The organism is uncultured Traorella sp. (genome assembly GCF_944327115.1).
Lineage (GTDB): Bacteria > Bacillota_I > Bacilli_A > Erysipelotrichales > Erysipelotrichaceae > Traorella.
On sequence record NZ_CALVGS010000020.1, the window covers coordinates 1 to 21,149 of the forward strand.

Below are 21,149 nucleotides of genomic sequence, written 5' to 3' on the forward strand. Positions count from 1 at the left end.
CTGGCTAATTCAGATTTATTAACTTTCAGACCATTATTTTGTAAATTCTTCAATTTATTAAGATCCATTAAACAATTTATTTCTAGATTCGTATTGATTTCATAGTTGATTAACACGTGTCTTTTCCATCCAATAACTATGAAATTATACTTTAACTTTGTACATTTTTAAATGATCATTTCTGTACATTCTTATGTTAGCATTTATAATCAGATACTGGGCTATATATCCTATCTCCTGTGCGCAGTATCCGCTCTGGCATGGATAGCTGAACCCTCTTTCTGCATTCAATTCAAGAATCGCTTCGCTGATCTTTGTAAACATCCTCCTCCTTGCATTAAGAATCCGTTTCTTATACACAAAAGAATACTTGTTTGCATAGGATTCTACTTTTGTGCCGTCGATATGCTGAGCCGATTTGTTTACTGACATTTCACTGGCGATATGATTGGTAACTTCAAAGAAAATATAATCAATATCATACTGCAGATAGTTGACCAGCAGGCGTTCAAAAGCCATATGGCTGGGTCTTTCTTCATTCATGATGTACATGAATCGAATATCATGTCTGCACAGTGCTGCGATCTTTCTGGTTTCACTCACGTTATTCATTCTTGCGAACAGTACAGCTTTAAGCAGCTTTACATTATCATATCCCTTTCTGCCTCGGCGCTCTTTACGTACTAGAAACTTTTTTAGATTCACTCCTTCTATCGCCTTTAAGAAAGAAACAGCCTCATCATCAGATTCAATTTTTAAACCTAAATCTATTGGCAAAGATAACTGCAATGCGCTATAATCATTTATGTAATTAGATTGTGTTAATGTGGTAGTTTCCATAGTCTAATTATATCAAAAAAGGCCATGGTTTTCAGCTTCTGCTGATTCTTCCATAGCCTTTTTTCGTTATTACTCTAATTTTATTTCGTTACAGCCCCTTTTTCCTCATATAAACCACAAATTTGTCATAGCCACACCACACACGCTGTTATAACTTTCCACATAGTTGTGATAGCATAACCACACACTGTTTATAGCCTAGACCACAGGATTATTTAGAATCCCCAAAAATGATACCAAAGAAGGCTGTTTTTAATATTTTATGATCTTGATATATTTTTTAAACGAGGGGTTGTCAAAAGTATTGAAGATCATACATCTATAATTTTAGGATAAATTTTTTAGCTTCTTCCTAACATTTAATTATTGGTATATTATAAAGCTTGCCATATATCTGTATAGCTTCTTGAACATGTCCATAACTCATTGAAAAATGATGAGCAATACCATTTTCTACAATTTTATTGAATACTTCATCTACTGGCACTTTTAGTTGAACCAATGCATAAGTTCCTCTTAATTCTTTTTTCATTGGTATAACTGTTCCTTCACAAGTATATATTCTATATTTTCCATGAACACTGTCAAAACGAAGTAATTCGATATGTCCCTGTTTTAAGACAAATCCTGTTGTAAGTCCTCTGTTTTGCGCGAAATATGTATCAAGTGAACGAATGCTAACACCATCCCATAATGTTATGGGAGCTACACCGCAATGCCAAAGCAACATAGTATTCTGACCTTGATCAATTTGTGAAAGATCCGCTAAAAAAGGTGTTTTTAAACCTAATGCCTGATGGACCATCATCGAAATCAATCCATCTATATCACCTTCACAAGCCAGCAACATTTCTTCTCCTTGAAGGATCGACATTGCTGCACATGGACTTATACCATATCCATTTGCAAATTCCGGCCAACACCGTATTGCTAATCCATCTAATTTGTTTTGATGATAAAACTTTTTTATTTTGGCACACAATATCGCTGTTTTTGATAATTGAGCTTCATTGATATCTGAAAGATCGAAGATCTTTTTTATTCTTATCATATAATCTTCAACATCATGCTCTTCTTCTTTCATATGGAAGATATCATTTAATTCATAATGATCTATAAGAATACCAAATTTATGATATATAGATAATTCATCTACATCAATATTATAAAAACCTTGAGCATGATGTCCTATGATTCCGATATGTGCTTGGTTTAAAGTATATTGAATCTTTATCGCATCTAAAAATGCTTCATCGACAGTTGATCGGATTGAAGCATGAAATGATTTTTTATTTGCCTTATAAAGATTACTTGCATCCAAATTCACTCCACATAACGAATTTAATCGTATCTTACCGCCATCATAAGGAAGTTCAGGATATCCCCATAAAAGTATTGGTACGGAAAGATATTGGCTGTATTTCAAAGCCAATGTTCCTAAATGGAAGGTGCCACTGATCAGTATCAAAGCCTGAATATGTTCTGCCTTAAATTTTAAGGCACTCTTTATCGCATCTTCATCTTCAATGATCACTTCTTTTTCTATGATCCAATGATACTCCTTTTTTTCATTCAATTCTTTTTGTGTATTTTTATACAACTGTATTGCCGCTTCTACATCATAGGTATTTCTTGCAAGACAAACAACACCTATTTTTATTTTTTCTTTCATATGTGATTTTTTTCCTTTACAACTTTATAGGTTACGCTAAAATCTAGTGAAGCATATTTTTCTACGGCCTGATCATAAATATCTGTACTTATATCTAAGGCTGGAAGTACCAGTTCATATGCTTGAGCTATTTGCTTAGCGATATGAATATCTTTATGCATATTCAATACGGAAAAAGCCGGTTCGAAGTTTTCATTAAGAATCATATCGCCTTTTGTATCCAAATAGGCATTTTGACCGCCACCCATAGATACTGCCGGTATGACCTTCTCTAATGCCAGCCCTGCTTTACTGGCCAGTACCATCATTTCATTCACTCCATTTTGAATAGCTGCAACTAACATATTATGACAGATCTTCATATAGAGTCCTTTACCATGACCTCCCATATATTTGATTTGTTCACCCATACATGAAAGAATCGGTAACGCCTCTGCGAAACATTCTTCCCTTCCTCCGACGTAAATGCCAAGCTTTCCTTCAATGGCTGCTGCCTTACTTTTCACAACTGGTGCATCTAATATGTTTGCCTGTTTCTGTTCAACAAGATCTACGATTTTCAAATGCGTATCAGGTTCAATCGTTGACATATTGATACACAACGCATTTTTACGTAAGCCTTTCAAAATATTCTCATACACTTCTATCGTTTGTTTCGAGGCAGGCACCATTGTAATGATAATATCGCTGTCTGCACTTAACTGTTCCACAGAACTGGCTTTCTTACCGCCTAATTTCGTTAAAACTTCTATTTTTTCAGGAATGATATCATAAACGATGACCTTACATCCACTCTTTTTGATCAAATTTGCAGCCATTGCTTCTCCCATGATTCCAAGACCGATGAATCCTATTACTTTATTCATCTTGCTTCGTTTCCTCCCACGCTTTACAAAATTTCTGAATGCCATAGCTTGTAAATGGATGATATAAGCTATCCTGATAAACACTTAAACCTGCCGTAACGATATCAATACCATAAGCAGCTATTTTTCCAATTTGATATCCATTACGTACTGCCGCAGCTATGATTTCTGTCTTGTAACCATAATTTTGATAGATATCTTTTATATTCTTCAGATAGCTGACTCCATCTTCACCGTTGTTTTCTTTCCATCCAATAAACGGTGATACATATGTACTATTGATACGAGCTGCCTGAAGTGCCTGAGATACAGAGAAAACAAGTGTAATATTTGTTTTGATTCCTTCTTTCACTAATTGCTCCGCAGCAATCAGTCCCTGTTCAGTACAGGCAATCTTTATGACAAAATTTGAAGATAATGACGCATATTTCCTTCCTTCACGGATCATATCCTCAGCTTTATCCATATGTGGATCTATTTCAATAGAAATCGGAAAATTTACATTTTTAAACTCATCTGCCAGTTTTTTGCATATTTTATTAAATGATTTACCACTATTTTTTATATGATTCGGATTTGTTGTAACACCATCTATTTTCAAATATTTATATGCATATCGTATTTCATCAATTTTTGCACTGTCTAAAAAATATTTCATATATTTCTCCTAAGATATGTCTGTTGTTTCAAGTATTTATGAAACAACAGACATGCTATTTATTTAATATCTATATCTAATTCTACAGTTTCTTCTGTTTCTTCTGTTGTCACTGGTTTGGCAGGCTTCAATAATGTTAAAACGAGAGCTGTTACGATAGATCCAATAACTAATGCCAGCATAAACATCCAAGGTTTATTCATGAACGGTACGATAAAGATACCACCTGCCTGAATCTGACTTTCAACTCCCCATAGCATTGTAAGTGCTCCGCCAACAGCTGATCCAGCAACCGTAGAAACGATGACACGAATCGGATCTGTTGCGGCAAAAGGTAATACACCTTCAGTTATGAAACAAAGTCCCATCGGTAACGCTGCTTTTGCAGCTTCATGTTCAGAAGGAGTATATTTTTTTCTGGCAATCAATACACTTAAAGCAACTCCAAGTGGAGGTATCATTCCACCGACCAATTTAGCTGCCGTTGGTCCATATACACCTTCAGCTAATAAGCCATTTGCGAACAGGCAAGCTGTTTTATTCACCGGACCTCCTAAATCAAAACCCATCATAGCACCTATAATACTGCCAAGCAAAGCTTTCGATCCACCCTGTAATGATGTCATTGTCGCTAAAATCCATGATTGTAATGCAGCGATCGGAGGACCGATTAATACGATCATTACTAAACCAACAACTAAACTTGAAATCAGCGGAATTACAATAATAGGCATAAGTCCCTGCATTGTTTTAGGAAGCTTGATATATTTTATAATTGCCGCAACAACATAACCGGCCAACAAGCCTCCAAAGATTCCTCCTAAGAAACCTGCCTGAATTTGTGTCGATAAATAACCCGCTACCAGACCCGGTGCAATACCCGGTCTTTCTGCAATTGAATAAGCAATCGCAGCAGCTAAAACCGGTACGATAAATGACATGGAAGCATTTCCGATTTGATTAATCATATAACCAATTGTACCTTCAGCATTACCAACATCATAACCGCCTAAAATTCTTGCAATACCAATACAAAGTCCTCCTGCAACGATCACCGGTACCATATAAGAAACACCTGTCATAAGACTTGTTCTTATACTAATTTTTTTCTTTGACATATTACCCTCCTTCTCTTTTCATATGATTCAGCGCTGATTAGAAAAGATCTATGTCCTACTTTCATTTTATGGATTATAAAAAAAGTAATCAATTCAAAATGATAATATTTTGAATAAATTCACTAATTTTTTTATTAATTTTGACAAAATTAATTATAATTTTGATGAAATTATTCATTTTTATTAATATTTAACTCGCCGATTGAATAAATATCTGATATTATGTGAACGTAATAAATAAGAGGAATAAAAGATATGAAAAAAGAAAGAATCAACATGCTTCAAGAACTCATTGAATCCGAACAAGAAATCTCTATGGAAAAACTGATACATCAGTTTGAATTATCTGAAAGTACATTAAGAAGATATTTAGATATACTGGAAAAGCAAGGACTCATCGAGAAACATTATGGTGGTGTTCGTGCAGTCATCAATACGATACCTTATGATAAAAGGTTCGATCGAAATATACAATCGAAACACAGGATAGGAGTATTAGCTGCTTCACTGATCAAAGATAATGATTCTATTTTTATCGACTCCGGAACGACAACGATTCATATTATCGACTCTCTTAAAAATGTCAAAAACATCACGATAATCACCAACAATATGAATGTCGTATATTTATGTAAGAAATTTAAAAATTTCAAGATTATTTTTCTTGGCGGTGAATTTATTAATTCCACAAACTGTTGTGCAAATTATGATACAGTAAAGATATTAAAAAAATATAACCTGGACAAAGCTTTTATAGCTGCAAATGGTTTTTCTTTACAAAAAGGAGCTACTAATTCTGATATTTGTGAGCATGATATAAAAAGCTTGGCTGTTAAACAATCTCAACAATCTATCCTTGTAGTCGATCACAGTAAATTTGGCCGGGCAGGTTTAGCGACTTTCGCTTCTGTTAATGCTTTTCATACCATCATCACAGATCAAATGCCTGATCAGTCGTATATTGATTATTGTTCCAGTAATCAAATTGAATTACTTTGGCCATCTGTATAAAGTGTAGTAAGCATTTATATGATGATACTATTTTTTCATATCACATAAAAAAAATCAGATTGCTCTGATTTTTATTCCATCTTTTTTCTGTTTTCCATGGCTTTGATCAATGTCATTTCGTCTGCATAATCTAAATGAGCTCCCATCGGCAGGCCATGAGCGATTCTTGTCGCTTGAATATTTTTCTTTTCCAAAAGTTTTGATAAATATAAAGCTGTTGTTTCTCCTTCAACTGTTGGATTTGTCGCAATGATCACTTCTGAGATTGTATCATCACATCTTTTTATCAATGAATCTATATTGATGTCATCCGGAAGTATCCCTTTTGATGGTGAAATTACTCCGTTAAGAACATGGTAGACACCTTTATATTCATGAGTCTTTTCCATGGCGATTAAATCCTGCACTTGTTCAACCACGCAGATCGTACTCGTATCTCTGGTAGTATCCTTACAAACTTCACATAGTTCATCTTCCGCTAAATTACCACATATCTTGCATGTATGGAGATTTTTTTTCGCTAAAGAACAAGCCTTTAAAAATTCATCAATTTCTTCCTGATCCCATTTTAAAAATTCAAAAGCATAACGTTCAGCTGTCTTTTGTCCAACTCCCGGCAATTTTCTAAAGCTCTCTACGAGTGTTTCAAATAATGCTGGATACATTAGAATGCTCCCGGCATTTTAACGCCGCCTGTAATTTTTGACAGCTCTTGTTCATGTTCCGTTTTAGCTTTTTCAATGACCTTATTAACTGCAACAGCAATCATGTCTTGAAGCATTTCAATATCTTCTAAATTTTTATTTTTGATTTCGATCGTATTGATATGATATTTTCCATCACATTCAACACGAACAAATTCATTTTCTTCTTCATAAACTCTGGCTTCTAATTCCTGTTCGACTTTTTTTAGATCAGCCTGCATTTTCTGAGCCTGTTTTAATAATGCTTGTATATTCATCTTCTTACTCCTTTATTTCTATATTTTCTTCTCCAAATAGATTTTTCACTAATTCAAGACTATCTTCTTCCAGCTTTACTGAAGCTGCTTCCGGTAACGTATGACTTTTTTGACGTTGTATAAATTCGTTGATAAGCTGTTTCTGTTCCTCATTTGTAATAGCAAATACCTTTTTCTTCTTTGATAATAGGACTTCCATGAAATCTATAAAAGCTCCTTGAGCATCTAATTCGTTGATTTCATTTGCAATTGCTTCGTTCTTAACACCAACGATAATATATTCTTTACCGCTGGCAACCAAATTCATATCTCGTAACAGATTTGCATACCTTGCCCATGCCGGACTAAGATAATAATTTGATAGCTTTTCTAGCTTTGATAAATCTTCATGTTTATATGTCTTATTAGCTCCTACTAGCAATGAAAGCATATATTCATGATCTAATCCTTTTATTTCTTTTTTTACAGATTGTTTTGTTTCAGGTGGTGAATCGATTACACTTTCTTCTGCAGTTTCAGGTATATCAGATATATCATCAGTTGAAGATGTTTCACGTGAAACATTCACTTCTTTATCTTCAATAGACATCATATTCAATAGACACACCTCAAAATAAGATTGTATATTGGATGCGAACCGATATTGATCATAAGTCTTGATCAACTCTTCAATCATAGACAATCTTTCCTTTGTAGAACGTCCAAGCTTCGCATCATGAATCTCATCTTTATTTAATATGGTACACAACGAAGCATCCTTTGTGTAATCGTGGATAACACTTTCTTTTAATATTTCAATCATATCATTAGTACATCTTTTTATATCAATGCCACGTTCTGCAAATTCATTGATTTTCTGCATACAACCTTTGGCATCCTGATTTGACACCATCTGAAGAAGCTCTATTTTTTCAGGAACAGTTACGATTCCATAGATTGCATTAATAGCCTCACAGGTAAGTTTATCAAGTGAATATGCAATAACTTGATCAACGATACTTAATGCATCACGCATTCCACCATCAGCCAGCTGACATACAAGACGCACTGCTTCTTCTTCATATTGGATATTTTCCTTCTCCAATATTTTTTTTATGCTCTCCATCATATCCTTAACGCTGATTTTTGTGAAGTCATATCTTTGACAACGGGATATGATCGTCGGCAGCACCTTATGTGGTTCTGTGGTTGCGAAAATAAAGATTACATGTGCCGGTGGTTCTTCGATCGTTTTTAATAGGGCATTGAAAGCCCCCGAGCTCATCATATGTACTTCATCAATGATATAAACTTTATATTTTCCTTTCAATGGAGCATACTTTACTTTTTCAATCAGATCACGAACCTGATCGACACCATTATTACTGGCAGCATCTATCTCTATGATATCAGGATGATTTCCCTGTTGGATTGCAAGGCAATTATCACATTTTCCGCATGGACGCTTGGTCTTACTTTCACAATTGATCATTTTTGCGAATATTTTCGCAGTACTTGTTTTTCCTGTTCCTCTTGGTCCACAAAAAAGATAAGCATGCGCAATACGATTTTGTTGTACAGCATTCTGAAGTGTTTTGACAATATGCTTTTGTCCTGCGACATCTTCAAAATTCGTTGGTCTATATTTTCGATACAATGCAATATAAGCCATAAAACACCTGCTTTCTGCTTTTTATTATATCATTATCGTTTATCTATTTCATTCTTTTTTGTTTGAAAAAATCCTTTAAAATCTTCGAGCATTCTTCACATTCAAGATAGAGCGTTTCCGGATAATGATTGTATCCCTTCGTTTCATACATTTTCATGACTGATTCAATGGATCCACCCTTAGGGTCCTTGGCACCATAGACTACTTTTTTTATTCTAGACTGCAGTATTGCTCCCGCACACATCGGACACGGTTCAAGCGTCACATAAAGTTCACAATTATCTAATCTCCAGCTTCCTAGTTTGCGACAAGCTTTTTCGATTGCCAGTATTTCAGCATGAGCAGTTGACATCTGTTTTTTTTCACGCAAGTTATGTGCTCTCGCAATAACTTGATTATCATAAACGATTACCGCACCAATCGGCACCTCATCTTTCTTGAATGCTTTTTCTGCCTCTTTCAAAGCAAGCTCCATGTATCTTTTTTCCATATTTCACCTATAATAAAAGCTACCACACATGACAGCGCCACCTTATGGCTGCTTCGTTCCCGACCTGACCAGGTTCAGTAGTTATCATTGTGATAGCTATGACATTATAACATAACTCTGTTACTTTATACAAGGTAAAAGTTATATCTTTTCAATTCTGTGTTTGTGATCCTTTAACACGTGTATTTATAACTATTATAAAGATGATTCATTATCTTTTTTTACGACAGCAAACATCATCATAGGAAAATCCGGTTCTATGTGTGTCATGCCTTTTTCAATAATACTCAAGCCGCTAGAATTAATTTCACTAACAAATGTATCAAAATTAACGATCCTGCAAGATGTTTGTGCAATCATCAGTTCTTTCTGTGTTTCAGTATGTATTCTTCTATCTAATTCAAATGCTTCATTGATATCACTTTTCTTTTCAAATTTACCATTTCCCATCGTACATATGAGAGCAATACCATCATTATCTAAATGGTCATATATGAATTTATAAAATTGATATCTATCTTCATCTAATACAAGCATATGTAAAAGTGCAACTGCATAAATATAATCAAATGTTCCATCTAAATGATCTTTTAAACAATCCATTACTTTAAATTCATTACAATATTTCGAATATTTTTTTTGACAGTATTGAATAACTTCTTCTGACACATCCGTTGCAAGAACATGATATCCTTTTTCTAATAAAAAAGCTGCATCTCTTCCTTCACCACAGCCGAGTTCTAAAATATTATCTGTTGGCGAAATGTGGTATTTCAAAATTGTATCTGACACGATATTTGAAGGATTATCTGAAGCCCATTGGAGTGAATGATCATGGACCTGCTTATATCTGTCATTGTATGCTTTATAGTACTCTTTATTCATTTTTCCTCCCAGTATATTTCATGATACTAGTTTATCACAGAATAAAATAAAAAGTGAGGATATTCACTCACTTTTATGATGTTTCACGTGAAACATTATTTCTTTTCAATTTTTGTCTTTCCACCCATATATGGCTGTAAGGCTACCGGAATATTTACTGAACCATCTGCATTCAGATTATTTTCCAAGAATGCAATCAACATACGAGGAGGAGCAACCACCGTATTATTCAATGTGTGGGCAAAATATTTTCCATTTTCACCATTAACACGAATTTGTAGTCTTCTTGCCTGTGCATCTCCTAAATTTGAACAGCTACCTACCTCGAAATATTTCTTTTGTCTTGGCGACCATGCTTCTACATCCACTGATTTTACTTTTAGATCGGCTAAATCACCGGAACAGCATTCAAGGGTTCTCACCGGTATATCAAGGGTTCTGAAAAAATCAACTGTGTTTTGCCATAAACGATCATACCACATGCTTGAATCCTCAGGTTTACATACAACGATCATTTCCTGTTTTTCAAACTGATGGATACGATATACACCTCTTTCCTCTATACCATGAGCTCCTTTTTCTTTTCTGAAGCAAGGTGAATAAGAAGTCAATGTATAAGGAAGATCTTTTTCATCAATGATCGTATCAATAAATTTTCCGATCATTGAATGTTCGCTTGTTCCAATAAGATAGAGATCTTCACCTTCTATCTTATACATCATATTTTCCATCTCAGAAAAGCTCATGACTCCATTTACCACATTGCTGCGAATCATAAATGGCGGAACACAATACGTAAATCCACGATCGATCATAAAATCACGAGCATATGAAATTACAGCACTGTGTAAACGTGCAATATCACCCATCAGGTAATAGAATCCATTACCGGCAACCTTTCTTGCGCTGTCTAAATCGATACCATTGAAACTTTCCATGATCTCAGTATGATAAGAAATTTCAAAATCAGGTACTTTTGGTTCTCCATAACGCTGGACTTCAACGTTTTCACTATCATCTTTGCCAATAGGTACTGAAGGATCGATAATGTTTGGAATGACCATCATGATATTCTTTACTTTTTCTCCCAGCTCCACTTCTTTAGCTTCAAGTTCTTCCAATCTGCCGGCAAATTCTTTTACTTTTTTCTTGACTTCTTCGGCTTCTTCTTTCTTTCCCTGGGCCATCAGCGCACCGATCGTTTTAGATATTTTATTACGTTCAGCTCTCAGATTTTCAGCTTCCTGCTTTGTTTTTCTGTTTTCCTTATCCAATTCGATAACTTCATCTACCAATGGCAGTTTATGATCCTGAAATTTCTTTTTTATATTTTCACGAACTAAATCAGGATTCTCGCGGATCAATTTTATATCGATCATCTTTTTTTCCTCCTCTTTGAATAAAAAAAGAGGTATCGTATTAAAGGGACGATACCTCGTGTTGCCACCCTTTTTGACAAGTAAGATTACTTGTCCTCTCGATAGTTATAACGGAACCACCGTAGCGGAATACTTAATTCCTCCGCTCGCTCCAAGGTTGATTTCAATACCTTTCACTGATAACTTTCACCATCCGTTATCTCTCTGCAAGCTAACAGTATCTACTTATCCTCATCATCGCTTTAAACGAGTATATTTAATCATTCCTGAGAAGAATTGTCAATGGCTTCTTCATTTTCTTCTTCTTTTTCAACGATCGTAACCTTGCTGACAATTGCATCACTATCACTGAGATTGATCAGACGGACACCCTTTGTATTACGTCCATAGTTTGCAACCTTATCAAGGCTCAAACGAATGATGATACCTTCATTAGTAATGATCATTGCATCCTCATCACCATTGACAGAACGAATTGAAGTAAGTTTTCCTGTCTGTTCAGAAACATTGACAGTTAAGACACCCTTTGCCCCACGTTTGCACATACGATAATCAGCAATTGGTGTTTTCTTACCATAACCCTTTTCTGTCACAGATAAAATAGATTCACCTTCAGTTGAAAGAGCCATACCGACAACATCCGAACCATCAACATTCATACCTTTGACTCCGATTGATTTTCTTCCCATAGGACGAACATCTTTTTCTGAGAAGCGAACACATTTACCATTTGTCGCAGCAATCAGGATTTCATCATTTCCGGTTGTACCTTTCACATCAATAAGCTCATCATCTTCATTCAGTACGATGGCAATCTTACCATTCTGACGTATTGACTCAAATTCTGAAACAGGTGTACGTTTGACGATACCTTTCTTTGTCGCAAAGAATAAATATTTTGCATCCTCATTTGGTGAATATGCTACCAATGCCTGTACCTTATCATCTTTTTCGATATTTATCAGATTGATGATCGGAATTCCTTTGCTCGTTCTGCTTCCTGATGGCAGCATAAATCCTTTCAAACGGAAAACCTTTCCTTTATTCGTGAAAACCAAAAGATAATCATGTGTTGACATATTCAACAATGTTTCAACAACATCATTTTCATTCATATTTAATCCCTTGACACCTTTACCGCCACGGTTCTGAGTACGATATGTGTTAAGAGGAATACGTTTGATATAGCCTGTCTGTGTCATTGTAACAACAATTTGTTCTTCCGGTATCAACGATTCATCATCAATATATTCAATCGCTGTCATATCGATGCTTGTACGTCTTTCATCGCCATATTTATCTTTAATTTCCAAAAGCTCATCTTTGATGACTTTTAAAATATTTGCCTCGCTGGATAATATTTCTTTCAAAGCATCGATCTGCTTGAATAATTCCAATAACTCGTTTTCGATCTTTTCTCTTTCCAGACCGGTCAAACGACGCAATCTCATTTCAAGAATAGCGTTTGCCTGTACCTGAGATAATTGGAATTGATCCATTAAACCGCTGCGGGCTTCATCATCATTTTTTGAAGAACGGATCAAACGAATGACTTCATCAATATGATCCAGCGCAATTTTCAATCCCTCTAAGATATGGACTCTTTTTTGTGCCACATCAAGATCATAGCGTGTTCTTCTTTCAATGATTTCTTTCTGGAAATCAATATATTTACGAATGATATCTAAAAGTCCTAATGTTTTAGGAACACCATGATCAAGCATCAATAAGATGATTCCATAAGAAGTCTGAAAAGAAGTATGTTTATACAACTGATTCAAAATCACTTGCGGATTGGCATCTTTTTTTAATGTGATCGTAATTTTAATACCATCTTTTAAATCAGAATGATAATCAGAGATACCATCAATGATCTTATTATGTACCAGCTCAGCAACCTTATTTTTAAGCTCTGCGGTATTGACACCATAAGGAACTTCATCAATGATTATGACATTACGGCCTTTTTCTTCTTCGATCCGTGCCTTACTGCGTACCGTAATGACTCCACGGCCTGTTTCGTAAGCTTTACGAATGCCGCTGTTGCCAAGAATGATTGCTCCGGTCGGAAAATCCGGTCCCTTGATATATTTCATCATTTCATCAAGACTAATGTCATGATTGTCAATATAAGCTACACATCCATCAATCACTTCACAAAGATTATGTGGAGGAATATTGGTTGCCATACCCACCGCGATTCCGGAGGTTCCATTTACCAAAATATTCGGAAAACGTGAAGGCAAGACCTTTGGTTCTTTTTCACTTTCATCAAAGTTAAGATCAAAATCAACGGTATTTTTATTGATATTGCGTAAAAGCTCTAAAGAGATACGCGACAGACGGGATTCCGTATAACGCATTGCCGCAGCACCATATCCTTCGATATTACCAAAGTTTCCATGTCCATCCACCAGCATATAACGATAACTGAAATCCTGGGCCATTCTTACCATTGCCTCATAAATACTGGAATCTCCATGAGGATGATATTTACCCATGACATCACCGACGATACGGGCACTCTTTTTATGAGGCTTATCAGGCGTATAACCACTTTCATACATTGAATATAGAATTCTTCTATGAACCGGTTTTAACCCATCTCTTAAATCCGGCAATGCACGTGCCACGATAACGCTCATTGAATATTCAAGAAAGGAATCCTTGACTTCTTTTACAATGTTATTTTTCTCTAATCGATCCATCAAATCCTCCTCCCATTAAATATCAAGATTTGTCACATATGTCGCATTATTTTCAATAAACTGCCGGCGAGGTTCGACTTCCTCACCCATCAGAGTCGTAAATATCTCATCTGCCATGATGGCATCATCAACAGTAATCTGACGTAAGATACGCTTGTTGATATCCATCGTTGTTTCATTCAATTCTTCCGCATCCATTTCACCAAGACCTTTCATACGATTGATCTCATATTTTGTATTTGGTGAAAGCGTCGCAAGATATTCATCTCTTTCAGCTTCATTTAATACATACTTGATCTTTTTACCATGCTTGATGACAAACAGCGGTGGTTGGGCAGCATAAACATGCCCTGCTTCAACGATTGGCTTAAAGAAACGATAGAACAATGTCAACAACAATACACGAATATGACTGCCATCGACATCGGCATCCGTCATGATGATGATCTTATCATAACGCAGCTTAGACAGATCAAATTCTTCACCGATACCGGTTCCGAAAGCAGTAATGATCGTTCTGATTTCTTCATTTGATAAGGCTCTGTCTAAACGAGCTTTCTCTACATTTAAGATCTTTCCTCTCAATGGAAGGATAGCTTGAGTCATACTGTTTCTTCCCTTGATGGCACTTCCTCCGGCAGAATCACCTTCGACAAGGAATATTTCACATTCACTGGCATCCTTGCTCTTACAATCAGACAATTTGCCATAGAAATTCGTAATATCCAAATCACCCTTACGTCTTGTAAGCTCTCTGGCCTTTTTAGCGGCAAGACGTGCTTTGCTTGCCAATATTGCCTTATCGACGATCGTTCTGGCTGTCGAAGGATTTTCCAAGAAGAAACGCTCCAATTGCTTTCCGAAGATATTTGAAACGATCTTTCTGACCTCTGAATTTCCAAGCTTGGTCTTTGTCTGTCCTTCATATTGCGGATCCGGATGCTTCACCGAAATGATCGCTGTAAGTCCTTCACGAACATCATCGCTGGATAAGGATTCATCCTTCTTCAACATATTGATCTCTCTTGCATAGTTATTGATCACACGTGTTAAGGCAAGACGGAATCCTTCTTCATGAGTACCGCCTTCAACCGTATTGATATTGTTACAGAAGGAATAAATATTTGGAATATAGCCGTCATTATACTGCATTGCTACTTCACAGAGAACATTCTCGTCTTCTCCTTCACAATAAACGATATCTTCATGAAGCGGCTCCTTATTTTTATTCAAATAAGCAACATATTCCTTTATACCGCCGACATATAGATAATCCACCTTTTTATCTTCAGGATCAAATTCAAAATGCATATGTATTCCCTTATTTAAAAAGGCCAACTGACGAATACGCTGATTCAGCGTATCAAAATCATATTCACACGTTTCCTGAAAAATCTCAGGATCTGCCTTGAAGGTAACCAAAGAACCATGTTTTTCAGGATCACACTCACCAATGACATGCAAAGGTGTTTCAACATTGCCACCATTCACAAACTTGACAAAATATTCCTTGCCTTCATTAAAGACCGAAACAGTCAGCCAGCTGGAGAGTGCATTTACAACAGATGCACCAACACCATGTAGACCACCGGAAACCTTATAAGCGCCTCCGCCAAACTTACCTCCGGCATGTAGGATCGTAAAGATCGTTTCAACTGCACTGATGCCGCTCTTGCTGTTGATACCGACCGGCATTCCTCGTCCGTTATCCTCAACTTCAACGACATGATCCTTCGTTACACGAATATGAATATCCGTTGCATACCCCGCTAAAGCTTCATCAATGGAATTGTCTACGATTTCCCACACCAGATGATGCAATCCCTTCTGCGAAGTCGAACCGATATACATGCCCGGTCTTTTACGCACAGCCTCAAGTCCTTCAAGAACCTGAATATCATCTGCCTCATAAGAATGTTCAACCTTAGCCTCTAAATCATAAAGCTCATGTTTTTCTTCCATTTTGATGCTCCTCCTTTATCTTTCCATCCTGTATCACGATCGTTTTGATCGGACGTTGATAATTTTTATCTATTTCTTCAGTAGTAGAAATAAATATTTGTATGTTCTTAGGCAACAAATCCAATAATTTTCGACGCCTTTCCTCATCCAGCTCACTGAATACATCATCCAGCAGCAAAATTGGCTCATCATCAATGATTTTCTCGATCAGTTTGACGATACCTACTTTCAAAGCCAAAAGTATCGTTCTCTTTTGTCCCTGAGAAGCATAATCGTCAGCATCCTTACCATCGATCATCAGCACAAAATCATCTTTATGAATCCCTTTCTCAGTCGTTTTTAAAAAGAGATCACGTTGAAAATTATTCTTGTATATCGTTTTTATTTCCTCCTTCATCTGCGATTCATCCGCAATATGAACAAAGGTTTTATAGACAATAGAAAATTTAGTAGAATCATTTGCCAGCTCATCATAAAATTTTTGAGAAATTTCAGTCAGATCATGAAGAAATTTATATCTTTGCCGCAAAATGATACACTGCAAATCAGCACATTTCTCATCAAGTATGCTTAAATAATCATGATCGATATTTTCTGTTTTGAGATAGGCATTTCGCTGCTTCAAAATTCGATAAAACTCATTCAAGGTAAACATATAAGTCTTAGAACACTTTGAAAGTTCGATATCCATAAACCTTCTTCTGAAGCGCGGCTGTGCCGAGAAAATATTCATATCATTGGGCGAAAAAATAACAGCATTCACAAATCCCACAAAATCACTGACCTTCTTTACAGGATTTCGATACAGATATAAATTTTTTCCTGATTTACTATAAATAGCTGTAAGATCCACTTTTCGATTCTTTTTTATCACTGCCGCATCAATGCGAAAGGCATCATACCCTTCATAGATACAGCTGACATCGTCTACATTTCGATGAGTCTTTGTCGTCGAACAATAATAAATACTTTCAAGCAGATTTGTCTTTCCCTGAGCATTTTTACCTACGATATAATTGATGCCCCTGTCAAACTCAAACGATTGATTCAGATAATTTCGATAATGAACCAAATGTAAATGCGAAATATACATCAGATCAATTCAAACTTCTTTCCTTCAATGACTACAACATCACCGCTGAAAAGCTTTCTTCCCCTACGGTTTTCATGTTCACCGTTAACAGAGATATCCAACATATTTACCATTCGTTTTGCTTCTCCGCCAGAAGAAATAAAATCCGTAACTTTCAATAACTGACCCAGTGTGATAAATTCTTTATTCAGCTTGATTTCCATTCGTAACTCCTTTATCTCATCTATATAATTATAACATATTTACGCTCTTATTTGGGGAATTTAAAGCAAAAAACACGAATTATCAAGGATTTATTTCATAATAAAATGCGATTCCTCCGCACATCGGCAAATGAATGCCCAATGAGTTGATCAGAATCGCATCATGGCTTATTTTTTATTTAAGCATATGTTCGTAAAGGAAGGATCAGCTGGATGATCGATGCATCATCCTCACTTTGAACGATAAAAGGTTTCATATCTCCGGAAAAGCTGAAACGAACCTTTCCCTTATTAATAACCTTCAAGGCATCAAATACATATAATCCGTTAAAAGAAATATCAAGATGTTCACCCTTAAAGACACCGTTTTTCAGATTTTCCTTACTTGAACCCACTTCTTGAGAACGGCTGGACAATAAACATTCCTTTTCATCCAAAGAAATCTTGATGACACTTACACCGTCATTCTTAATAAAGCTGGCTCTATCGATTGCACTGGTGATTTCCTGGGAATCTATTTCCAGCTCATAAGCAAAGCTGACCGGGATCAGACGATCCGTTTCCGGATATACCCCATCGATCAGCCTTGTCTGGATCAATGTATTTGCAATCACAAACTGCGCTTTCTTGTCACTTACAGCAATCATGACATTCTCATCAAGATCCAAGGTCTTCATGACTTCATTAAGATTTCTTGCCGGTATAGTTATATTAAAATCAAGGTCCTGTTCAAGATCAACCGTCTTTTTCGCAAGACGGTAAGAATCAGTAGCCACACAATTCAATCTTGAATGTGAACAGTTAAAATTGACACCTGTCAACACCGGTCTTGTTTCGCTCTTGCTGGTTGCAAAACACGTCTGTGAAATGATTTCCTTCAACAGCTCCGATTTCATATCAAATTTCAAGATCGGGCAGGTAAAATCAATATTTGGATATTCGTTTGCCCTCATACCGTTGATCTTAAATTCACTGGTTTCAGAAATGATTCGGGCACTGGCATTTTCAATCAGTTCAAACTCAATATTTTCAGAATCCATTTTACGAATGATCTCAAGAATATACTTGGCTTCGATAACGATGCTGCCTGTTTCATATATATGTAACGATTCTTCTTCATCCGCTCTTATGATCGTCTTTATAGATATGTCCGAATCGCTTCCTACCAAAACGATACAGTCCGTCTTTACCTCAATCTTGATACCGCTGAAAGCAGGCAGAGGTGAAAAGTTAGAAATAGCTCTTGAAGCAATCAACAAAGCGTTATAGAAGACAGTTTTTGAAATTTTAAAGTTCATGGGAACCTCCTTTTATATATTTTTTATTTAATGAATAATAATAATTAGGACTGTGGAAATGTGGAAAAGTCCGAAATACTCTTATTCCCAGGTACTATTTTACACTATTTTGACTGTGGATAACAGTGGGGAAAGAATCAAATACCCAGTTTCTTTTCAATTTTCATCACAGCACTTGCAAATAATTCTTTTTCTTTGATCAGCTTATTGACTTTTTCATAGCTAGCCATGATCGTAGAATGATCACGTCCACCGAATTCCATGCCGATTTTCGCAAAAGGCATATCCAGATGTTTACGGCAAAGATAGATGGCAATATGACGGGCATTTGAAATATTTGTCGTCTTCATTTTGCTTTCCAGCTGCGATTTTGTAAGTCCATAAAAATCACAGACGGCCTTTTTTATCTTTGAAACCGTTAATACCCCGGGCGATTTGTTGTTAGGATCATCCTTGAAGGCCATGATTGCGAAATCGAGATCGATGACCTTCGGATTATAGAGGATCGCTTTAAAGATCAGCTTATTAAGATTTCCTTCAAGTTCACGCACATCATTGGAATAGGTCGTAGCGATATATTCCAGCACGCTTCTTTCAATTAATAATTGCTCATTTCTTTCTTCGATCTTTTTTTCCAGAATCGCTAAGGATGTTTCAAATTCAGGAGAATCGATCCCTACGGACAATCCGGAATTAAATCTTGAAATCAGACGGTTTTCAATACCTTTAAGCTCGCTTGGATGAATATCACTTGTCAAAACGATCTGTTTACCTTTTGAAAAAAGATTATTATAGAGATTAAAGAAGATTTCCTGACTTCTTTCTCCCTGTTTCAAGCGCTGGATATCATCGATCAGGAGATAATCAGCTTCTTCGATGATCCTTTTTACTTCCTCGATCGTCTTATCACGAATGGAATTGACGATAAGAGATATAAAATCTTCGCTGTAAATATAAATGACCTTTTTTTCAGGTGAATGCTCTTTTACATAATTACCGATTGCATGAAGCAGATGGGTCTTTCCCAGACCTGAATTACCATAGATAAATAACGGGTTGAAGAATTCGCCGGGATTGACCGCACATGACAGGGCAGCTGCCTGACTTTCGCGGTTTGAATGACCGACTACAAAGTTATCAAAGGTATATTTATCTAATAATTTATCTTCAAGGATGATTTTCTTATTTTCTTCGTTTAATTCGGTATAGTTTTGAATATCTTTTTTTAATGTAAAGTTAATGGTAATCGTTTGATCAAGCACTTCACTCAGAGCTTTTTCAATGACAGCCTTGTTATTTTCGAAAATTTGCCGGGATACAAAGCTGGGAACAATGACAACAGCTCCGTTTTGATTCAGATCATAAAGTTTTGATTCATGAATATAGGTATTGAAAATAGCCATATCAAAAAAAGCACCGGTTTTTAATTTATCCAGTGTCTGATTCCAAATGAGTTGTAAAGAATTTCTTGTATAATTTGACATGTCTTATTCCCTCAATTCAGCATATATATTCTAAAACAAAAAAGTATAAATTACTAGGACAACTTTTTTTGAAAGGATGTTTTCCACAGTCCAGAATTAAAAAATAACCTTTAAGAATCATTACTTATAAGAATTCCACATCTTTTGATTGTGGAAAACTTGTGGATAAGTGATATGTGGAAAAGGAAATTGTGGAAAACGTGGAAAACAATTGTGGAAAAAGGGGATGTTTTCCCCAATCGTATAAGTGAAAAAAAGCCTATAAATAAAGGCTATTTTGACTTTTCAATAATTCCACAGCCTTCTTTTTGAATTATTTTTTTATTCCCCAAGTTATCCACAAATAATGTGTAAAACAAGTAAAATTTAAAGGGATATTTCCACAAAAAAGTTAGATAAGCTGTTTATATTTATAGAAATGTAAAGCATAGATAAATTATGAATAAAGTCTTTTCAACACCGTTACCGCTCATTTCAAAGACCTTATATACCGATTCCTTGATCATTGCAGGAATGATGCGTGATGATCATAAATAAATAATATTTGACTTTGACTCAATTGTTTTGTATAATCAATAAGCAATGTTCTATTAGTTTATAGATTAGAAAAGATGGAGGTGGCTCTATGAAAAGAACATATCAACCAAGTAAGAGAAAACACCAGACTACTCACGGATTTAGAGCTCGTATGAAAACAGTTGGAGGACGCAACGTTTTAGCTCGTCGTCGTGCTAAAGGAAGAAAAGTGTTATCAGCTTAAGGATCACCGCAAGGTGATTCTTTTTTATATATTAGGAAATTTCAATTTTGATGGACAGAAAGATAATGAAAGAGAATAAAAAAGTTAAGTATGATTTATGTTATGATATT

General features: G+C 35.7%; 19 protein-coding genes, 1 other RNA gene and 1 other annotated feature. Of the genes, 2 read left to right on the forward strand and 18 right to left on the reverse strand.

What is annotated here, in order from left to right; all coding sequences use genetic code 11:
- Nucleotides 1-144: 144 nt before the first annotated feature.
- The 5 genes from Q0K35_RS01710 to Q0K35_RS01730 all read right to left on the reverse strand — a co-directional run bounded on the left by Q0K35_RS01710 (nt 145) and on the right by Q0K35_RS01730 (nt 5,154).
- A complete protein-coding gene (locus Q0K35_RS01710) occupies nt 145-777 on the reverse strand; it encodes a transposase (protein ID WP_294560949.1) in 633 nt (210 codons plus the stop codon).
- Between the two features lie 415 nt (nt 778-1,192).
- Entirely contained in the window at nt 1,193-2,512 is a 1,320-nt protein-coding gene (locus tag Q0K35_RS01715) for a hypothetical protein (protein WP_294560950.1), read from the reverse strand.
- Nucleotides 2,509-3,378: an NAD(P)-dependent oxidoreductase gene (locus tag Q0K35_RS01720; protein ID WP_294560951.1), complete on the reverse strand. Its 870-nt coding sequence runs from the start codon at nt 3,376-3,378 to the stop codon at nt 2,509-2,511. Before Q0K35_RS01720 ends, Q0K35_RS01715 begins: the two co-directional genes overlap by 4 nt.
- Entirely contained in the window at nt 3,371-4,036 is a 666-nt protein-coding gene (locus tag Q0K35_RS01725) for a transaldolase family protein (RefSeq protein WP_294560952.1), read from the reverse strand. Before Q0K35_RS01725 ends, Q0K35_RS01720 begins: the two co-directional genes overlap by 8 nt.
- 59 nt (nt 4,037-4,095) lie before the next feature.
- Nucleotides 4,096-5,154: a PTS fructose transporter subunit IIC gene (locus Q0K35_RS01730; protein WP_294560953.1), complete on the reverse strand. Its 1,059-nt coding sequence runs from the start codon at nt 5,152-5,154 to the stop codon at nt 4,096-4,098.
- A gap of 255 nt (nt 5,155-5,409) precedes the next feature.
- Here Q0K35_RS01730 and Q0K35_RS01735 point away from each other — a divergent pair, with 255 nt between their 5' ends.
- Entirely contained in the window at nt 5,410-6,165 is a 756-nt protein-coding gene (locus tag Q0K35_RS01735) for a DeoR/GlpR family DNA-binding transcription regulator (protein WP_294560954.1), read from the forward strand.
- A 71-nt stretch (nt 6,166-6,236) separates the two neighbouring features.
- On the opposite strand, the gene recR is transcribed toward Q0K35_RS01735, so the two are convergent.
- The 13 genes from recR to dnaA all read right to left on the reverse strand — a co-directional run bounded on the left by recR (nt 6,237) and on the right by dnaA (nt 20,279).
- Nucleotides 6,237-6,830 carry a recombination mediator RecR gene (recR, locus tag Q0K35_RS01740; RefSeq protein WP_294560955.1) on the reverse strand — a complete coding sequence of 198 codons (594 nt, stop codon included), beginning with the start codon at nt 6,828-6,830 and terminating at the stop codon, nt 6,237-6,239.
- Entirely contained in the window at nt 6,830-7,126 is a 297-nt protein-coding gene (locus Q0K35_RS01745; RefSeq protein ID WP_294560956.1) for a YbaB/EbfC family nucleoid-associated protein, read from the reverse strand. Before Q0K35_RS01745 ends, recR begins: the two co-directional genes overlap by 1 nt.
- Before the next feature lie 4 nt (nt 7,127-7,130).
- Complete coding sequence (dnaX, locus tag Q0K35_RS01750; protein WP_294560957.1) at nt 7,131-8,777, reverse strand: DNA polymerase III subunit gamma/tau; 1,647 nt, start codon at nt 8,775-8,777, stop codon at nt 7,131-7,133.
- 43 nt (nt 8,778-8,820) lie between these two features.
- Nucleotides 8,821-9,267: a nucleoside deaminase gene (locus tag Q0K35_RS01755; RefSeq protein WP_294560958.1), complete on the reverse strand. Its 447-nt coding sequence runs from the start codon at nt 9,265-9,267 to the stop codon at nt 8,821-8,823.
- Nucleotides 9,268-9,278: 11 nt separating this feature from the next.
- Nucleotides 9,279-9,368: signal recognition particle sRNA small type (gene ffs, locus Q0K35_RS01760), an RNA gene on the reverse strand.
- A 94-nt stretch (nt 9,369-9,462) separates the two neighbouring features.
- On the reverse strand, nt 9,463-10,152 hold the full coding sequence (locus tag Q0K35_RS01765; protein ID WP_294560959.1) for a class I SAM-dependent methyltransferase: 690 nt from the start codon (nt 10,150-10,152) through the stop codon (nt 9,463-9,465).
- Nucleotides 10,153-10,247: 95 nt separating this feature from the next.
- Nucleotides 10,248-11,531, reverse strand: coding sequence for a serine--tRNA ligase (gene serS / locus Q0K35_RS01770; RefSeq protein WP_294560960.1), 1,284 nt, complete (start codon nt 11,529-11,531; stop codon nt 10,248-10,250).
- 41 nt (nt 11,532-11,572) lie between these two features.
- Nucleotides 11,573-11,778 (reverse strand) — a binding site (T-box leader).
- 13 nt (nt 11,779-11,791) lie between these two features.
- Entirely contained in the window at nt 11,792-14,239 is a 2,448-nt protein-coding gene (gyrA, locus tag Q0K35_RS01775; RefSeq protein WP_294560961.1) for a DNA gyrase subunit A, read from the reverse strand.
- A gap of 15 nt (nt 14,240-14,254) precedes the next feature.
- Nucleotides 14,255-16,201, reverse strand: coding sequence for a DNA topoisomerase (ATP-hydrolyzing) subunit B (gyrB, locus tag Q0K35_RS01780; RefSeq protein ID WP_294560962.1), 1,947 nt, complete (start codon nt 16,199-16,201; stop codon nt 14,255-14,257).
- Nucleotides 16,185-17,294 carry a DNA replication/repair protein RecF gene (gene recF, locus Q0K35_RS01785; RefSeq protein ID WP_294560963.1) on the reverse strand — a complete coding sequence of 370 codons (1,110 nt, stop codon included), beginning with the start codon at nt 17,292-17,294 and terminating at the stop codon, nt 16,185-16,187. Before recF ends, gyrB begins: the two co-directional genes overlap by 17 nt.
- Nucleotides 17,294-17,497 carry an RNA-binding S4 domain-containing protein gene (locus tag Q0K35_RS01790; protein ID WP_294560964.1) on the reverse strand — a complete coding sequence of 68 codons (204 nt, stop codon included), beginning with the start codon at nt 17,495-17,497 and terminating at the stop codon, nt 17,294-17,296. The genes recF and Q0K35_RS01790 overlap by 1 nt, the downstream gene beginning before the upstream one ends.
- A 179-nt stretch (nt 17,498-17,676) precedes the next feature.
- Nucleotides 17,677-18,795, reverse strand: coding sequence for a DNA polymerase III subunit beta (gene dnaN, locus Q0K35_RS01795; protein WP_294560965.1), 1,119 nt, complete (start codon nt 18,793-18,795; stop codon nt 17,677-17,679).
- 137 nt (nt 18,796-18,932) lie between these two features.
- Nucleotides 18,933-20,279 (reverse strand): chromosomal replication initiator protein DnaA, encoded by a 1,347-nt coding sequence (gene dnaA / locus Q0K35_RS01800; RefSeq protein ID WP_294560966.1) that lies wholly within the window; start codon nt 20,277-20,279, stop codon nt 18,933-18,935.
- Between the two features lie 625 nt (nt 20,280-20,904).
- Between dnaA and rpmH the strand changes: the two genes are divergently transcribed.
- Nucleotides 20,905-21,039: a 50S ribosomal protein L34 gene (gene rpmH, locus Q0K35_RS01805; protein WP_071441036.1), complete on the forward strand. Its 135-nt coding sequence runs from the start codon at nt 20,905-20,907 to the stop codon at nt 21,037-21,039.
- Nucleotides 21,040-21,149 lie beyond the last annotated feature (110 nt).

What these genes read in the sequence shown, in the direction of transcription:
- Q0K35_RS01715 (WP_294560950.1), bottom strand. Translation starts at nt 2,512, where the DNA reads ATGAAAGAAAAAATAAAAATAGGTGTTGTTTGTCTTGCAAGAAATACC.
- Q0K35_RS01720 (WP_294560951.1), bottom strand. Translation starts at nt 3,378, where the DNA reads ATGAATAAAGTAATAGGATTCATCGGTCTTGGAATCATGGGAGAAGCA.
- Q0K35_RS01725 (WP_294560952.1), bottom strand. Translation starts at nt 4,036, where the DNA reads ATGAAATATTTTTTAGACAGTGCAAAAATTGATGAAATACGATATGCA.
- Q0K35_RS01730 (WP_294560953.1), bottom strand. Translation starts at nt 5,154, where the DNA reads ATGTCAAAGAAAAAAATTAGTATAAGAACAAGTCTTATGACAGGTGTT.
- Q0K35_RS01735 (WP_294560954.1), top strand. Translation starts at nt 5,410, where the DNA reads ATGAAAAAAGAAAGAATCAACATGCTTCAAGAACTCATTGAATCCGAA.
- recR (WP_294560955.1), bottom strand. Translation starts at nt 6,830, where the DNA reads ATGTATCCAGCATTATTTGAAACACTCGTAGAGAGCTTTAGAAAATTG.
- Q0K35_RS01745 (WP_294560956.1), bottom strand. Translation starts at nt 7,126, where the DNA reads ATGAATATACAAGCATTATTAAAACAGGCTCAGAAAATGCAGGCTGAT.
- dnaX (WP_294560957.1), bottom strand. Translation starts at nt 8,777, where the DNA reads ATGGCTTATATTGCATTGTATCGAAAATATAGACCAACGAATTTTGAA.
- Q0K35_RS01755 (WP_294560958.1), bottom strand. Translation starts at nt 9,267, where the DNA reads ATGGAAAAAAGATACATGGAGCTTGCTTTGAAAGAGGCAGAAAAAGCA.
- Q0K35_RS01765 (WP_294560959.1), bottom strand. Translation starts at nt 10,152, where the DNA reads ATGAATAAAGAGTACTATAAAGCATACAATGACAGATATAAGCAGGTC.
- serS (WP_294560960.1), bottom strand. Translation starts at nt 11,531, where the DNA reads ATGATCGATATAAAATTGATCCGCGAGAATCCTGATTTAGTTCGTGAA.
- gyrA (WP_294560961.1), bottom strand. Translation starts at nt 14,239, where the DNA reads ATGGATCGATTAGAGAAAAATAACATTGTAAAAGAAGTCAAGGATTCC.
- gyrB (WP_294560962.1), bottom strand. Translation starts at nt 16,201, where the DNA reads ATGGAAGAAAAACATGAGCTTTATGATTTAGAGGCTAAGGTTGAACAT.
- recF (WP_294560963.1), bottom strand. Translation starts at nt 17,294, where the DNA reads ATGTATATTTCGCATTTACATTTGGTTCATTATCGAAATTATCTGAAT.
- Q0K35_RS01790 (WP_294560964.1), bottom strand. Translation starts at nt 17,497, where the DNA reads ATGGAAATCAAGCTGAATAAAGAATTTATCACACTGGGTCAGTTATTG.
- dnaN (WP_294560965.1), bottom strand. Translation starts at nt 18,795, where the DNA reads ATGAACTTTAAAATTTCAAAAACTGTCTTCTATAACGCTTTGTTGATT.
- dnaA (WP_294560966.1), bottom strand. Translation starts at nt 20,279, where the DNA reads ATGTCAAATTATACAAGAAATTCTTTACAACTCATTTGGAATCAGACA.
- rpmH (WP_071441036.1), top strand. Translation starts at nt 20,905, where the DNA reads ATGAAAAGAACATATCAACCAAGTAAGAGAAAACACCAGACTACTCAC.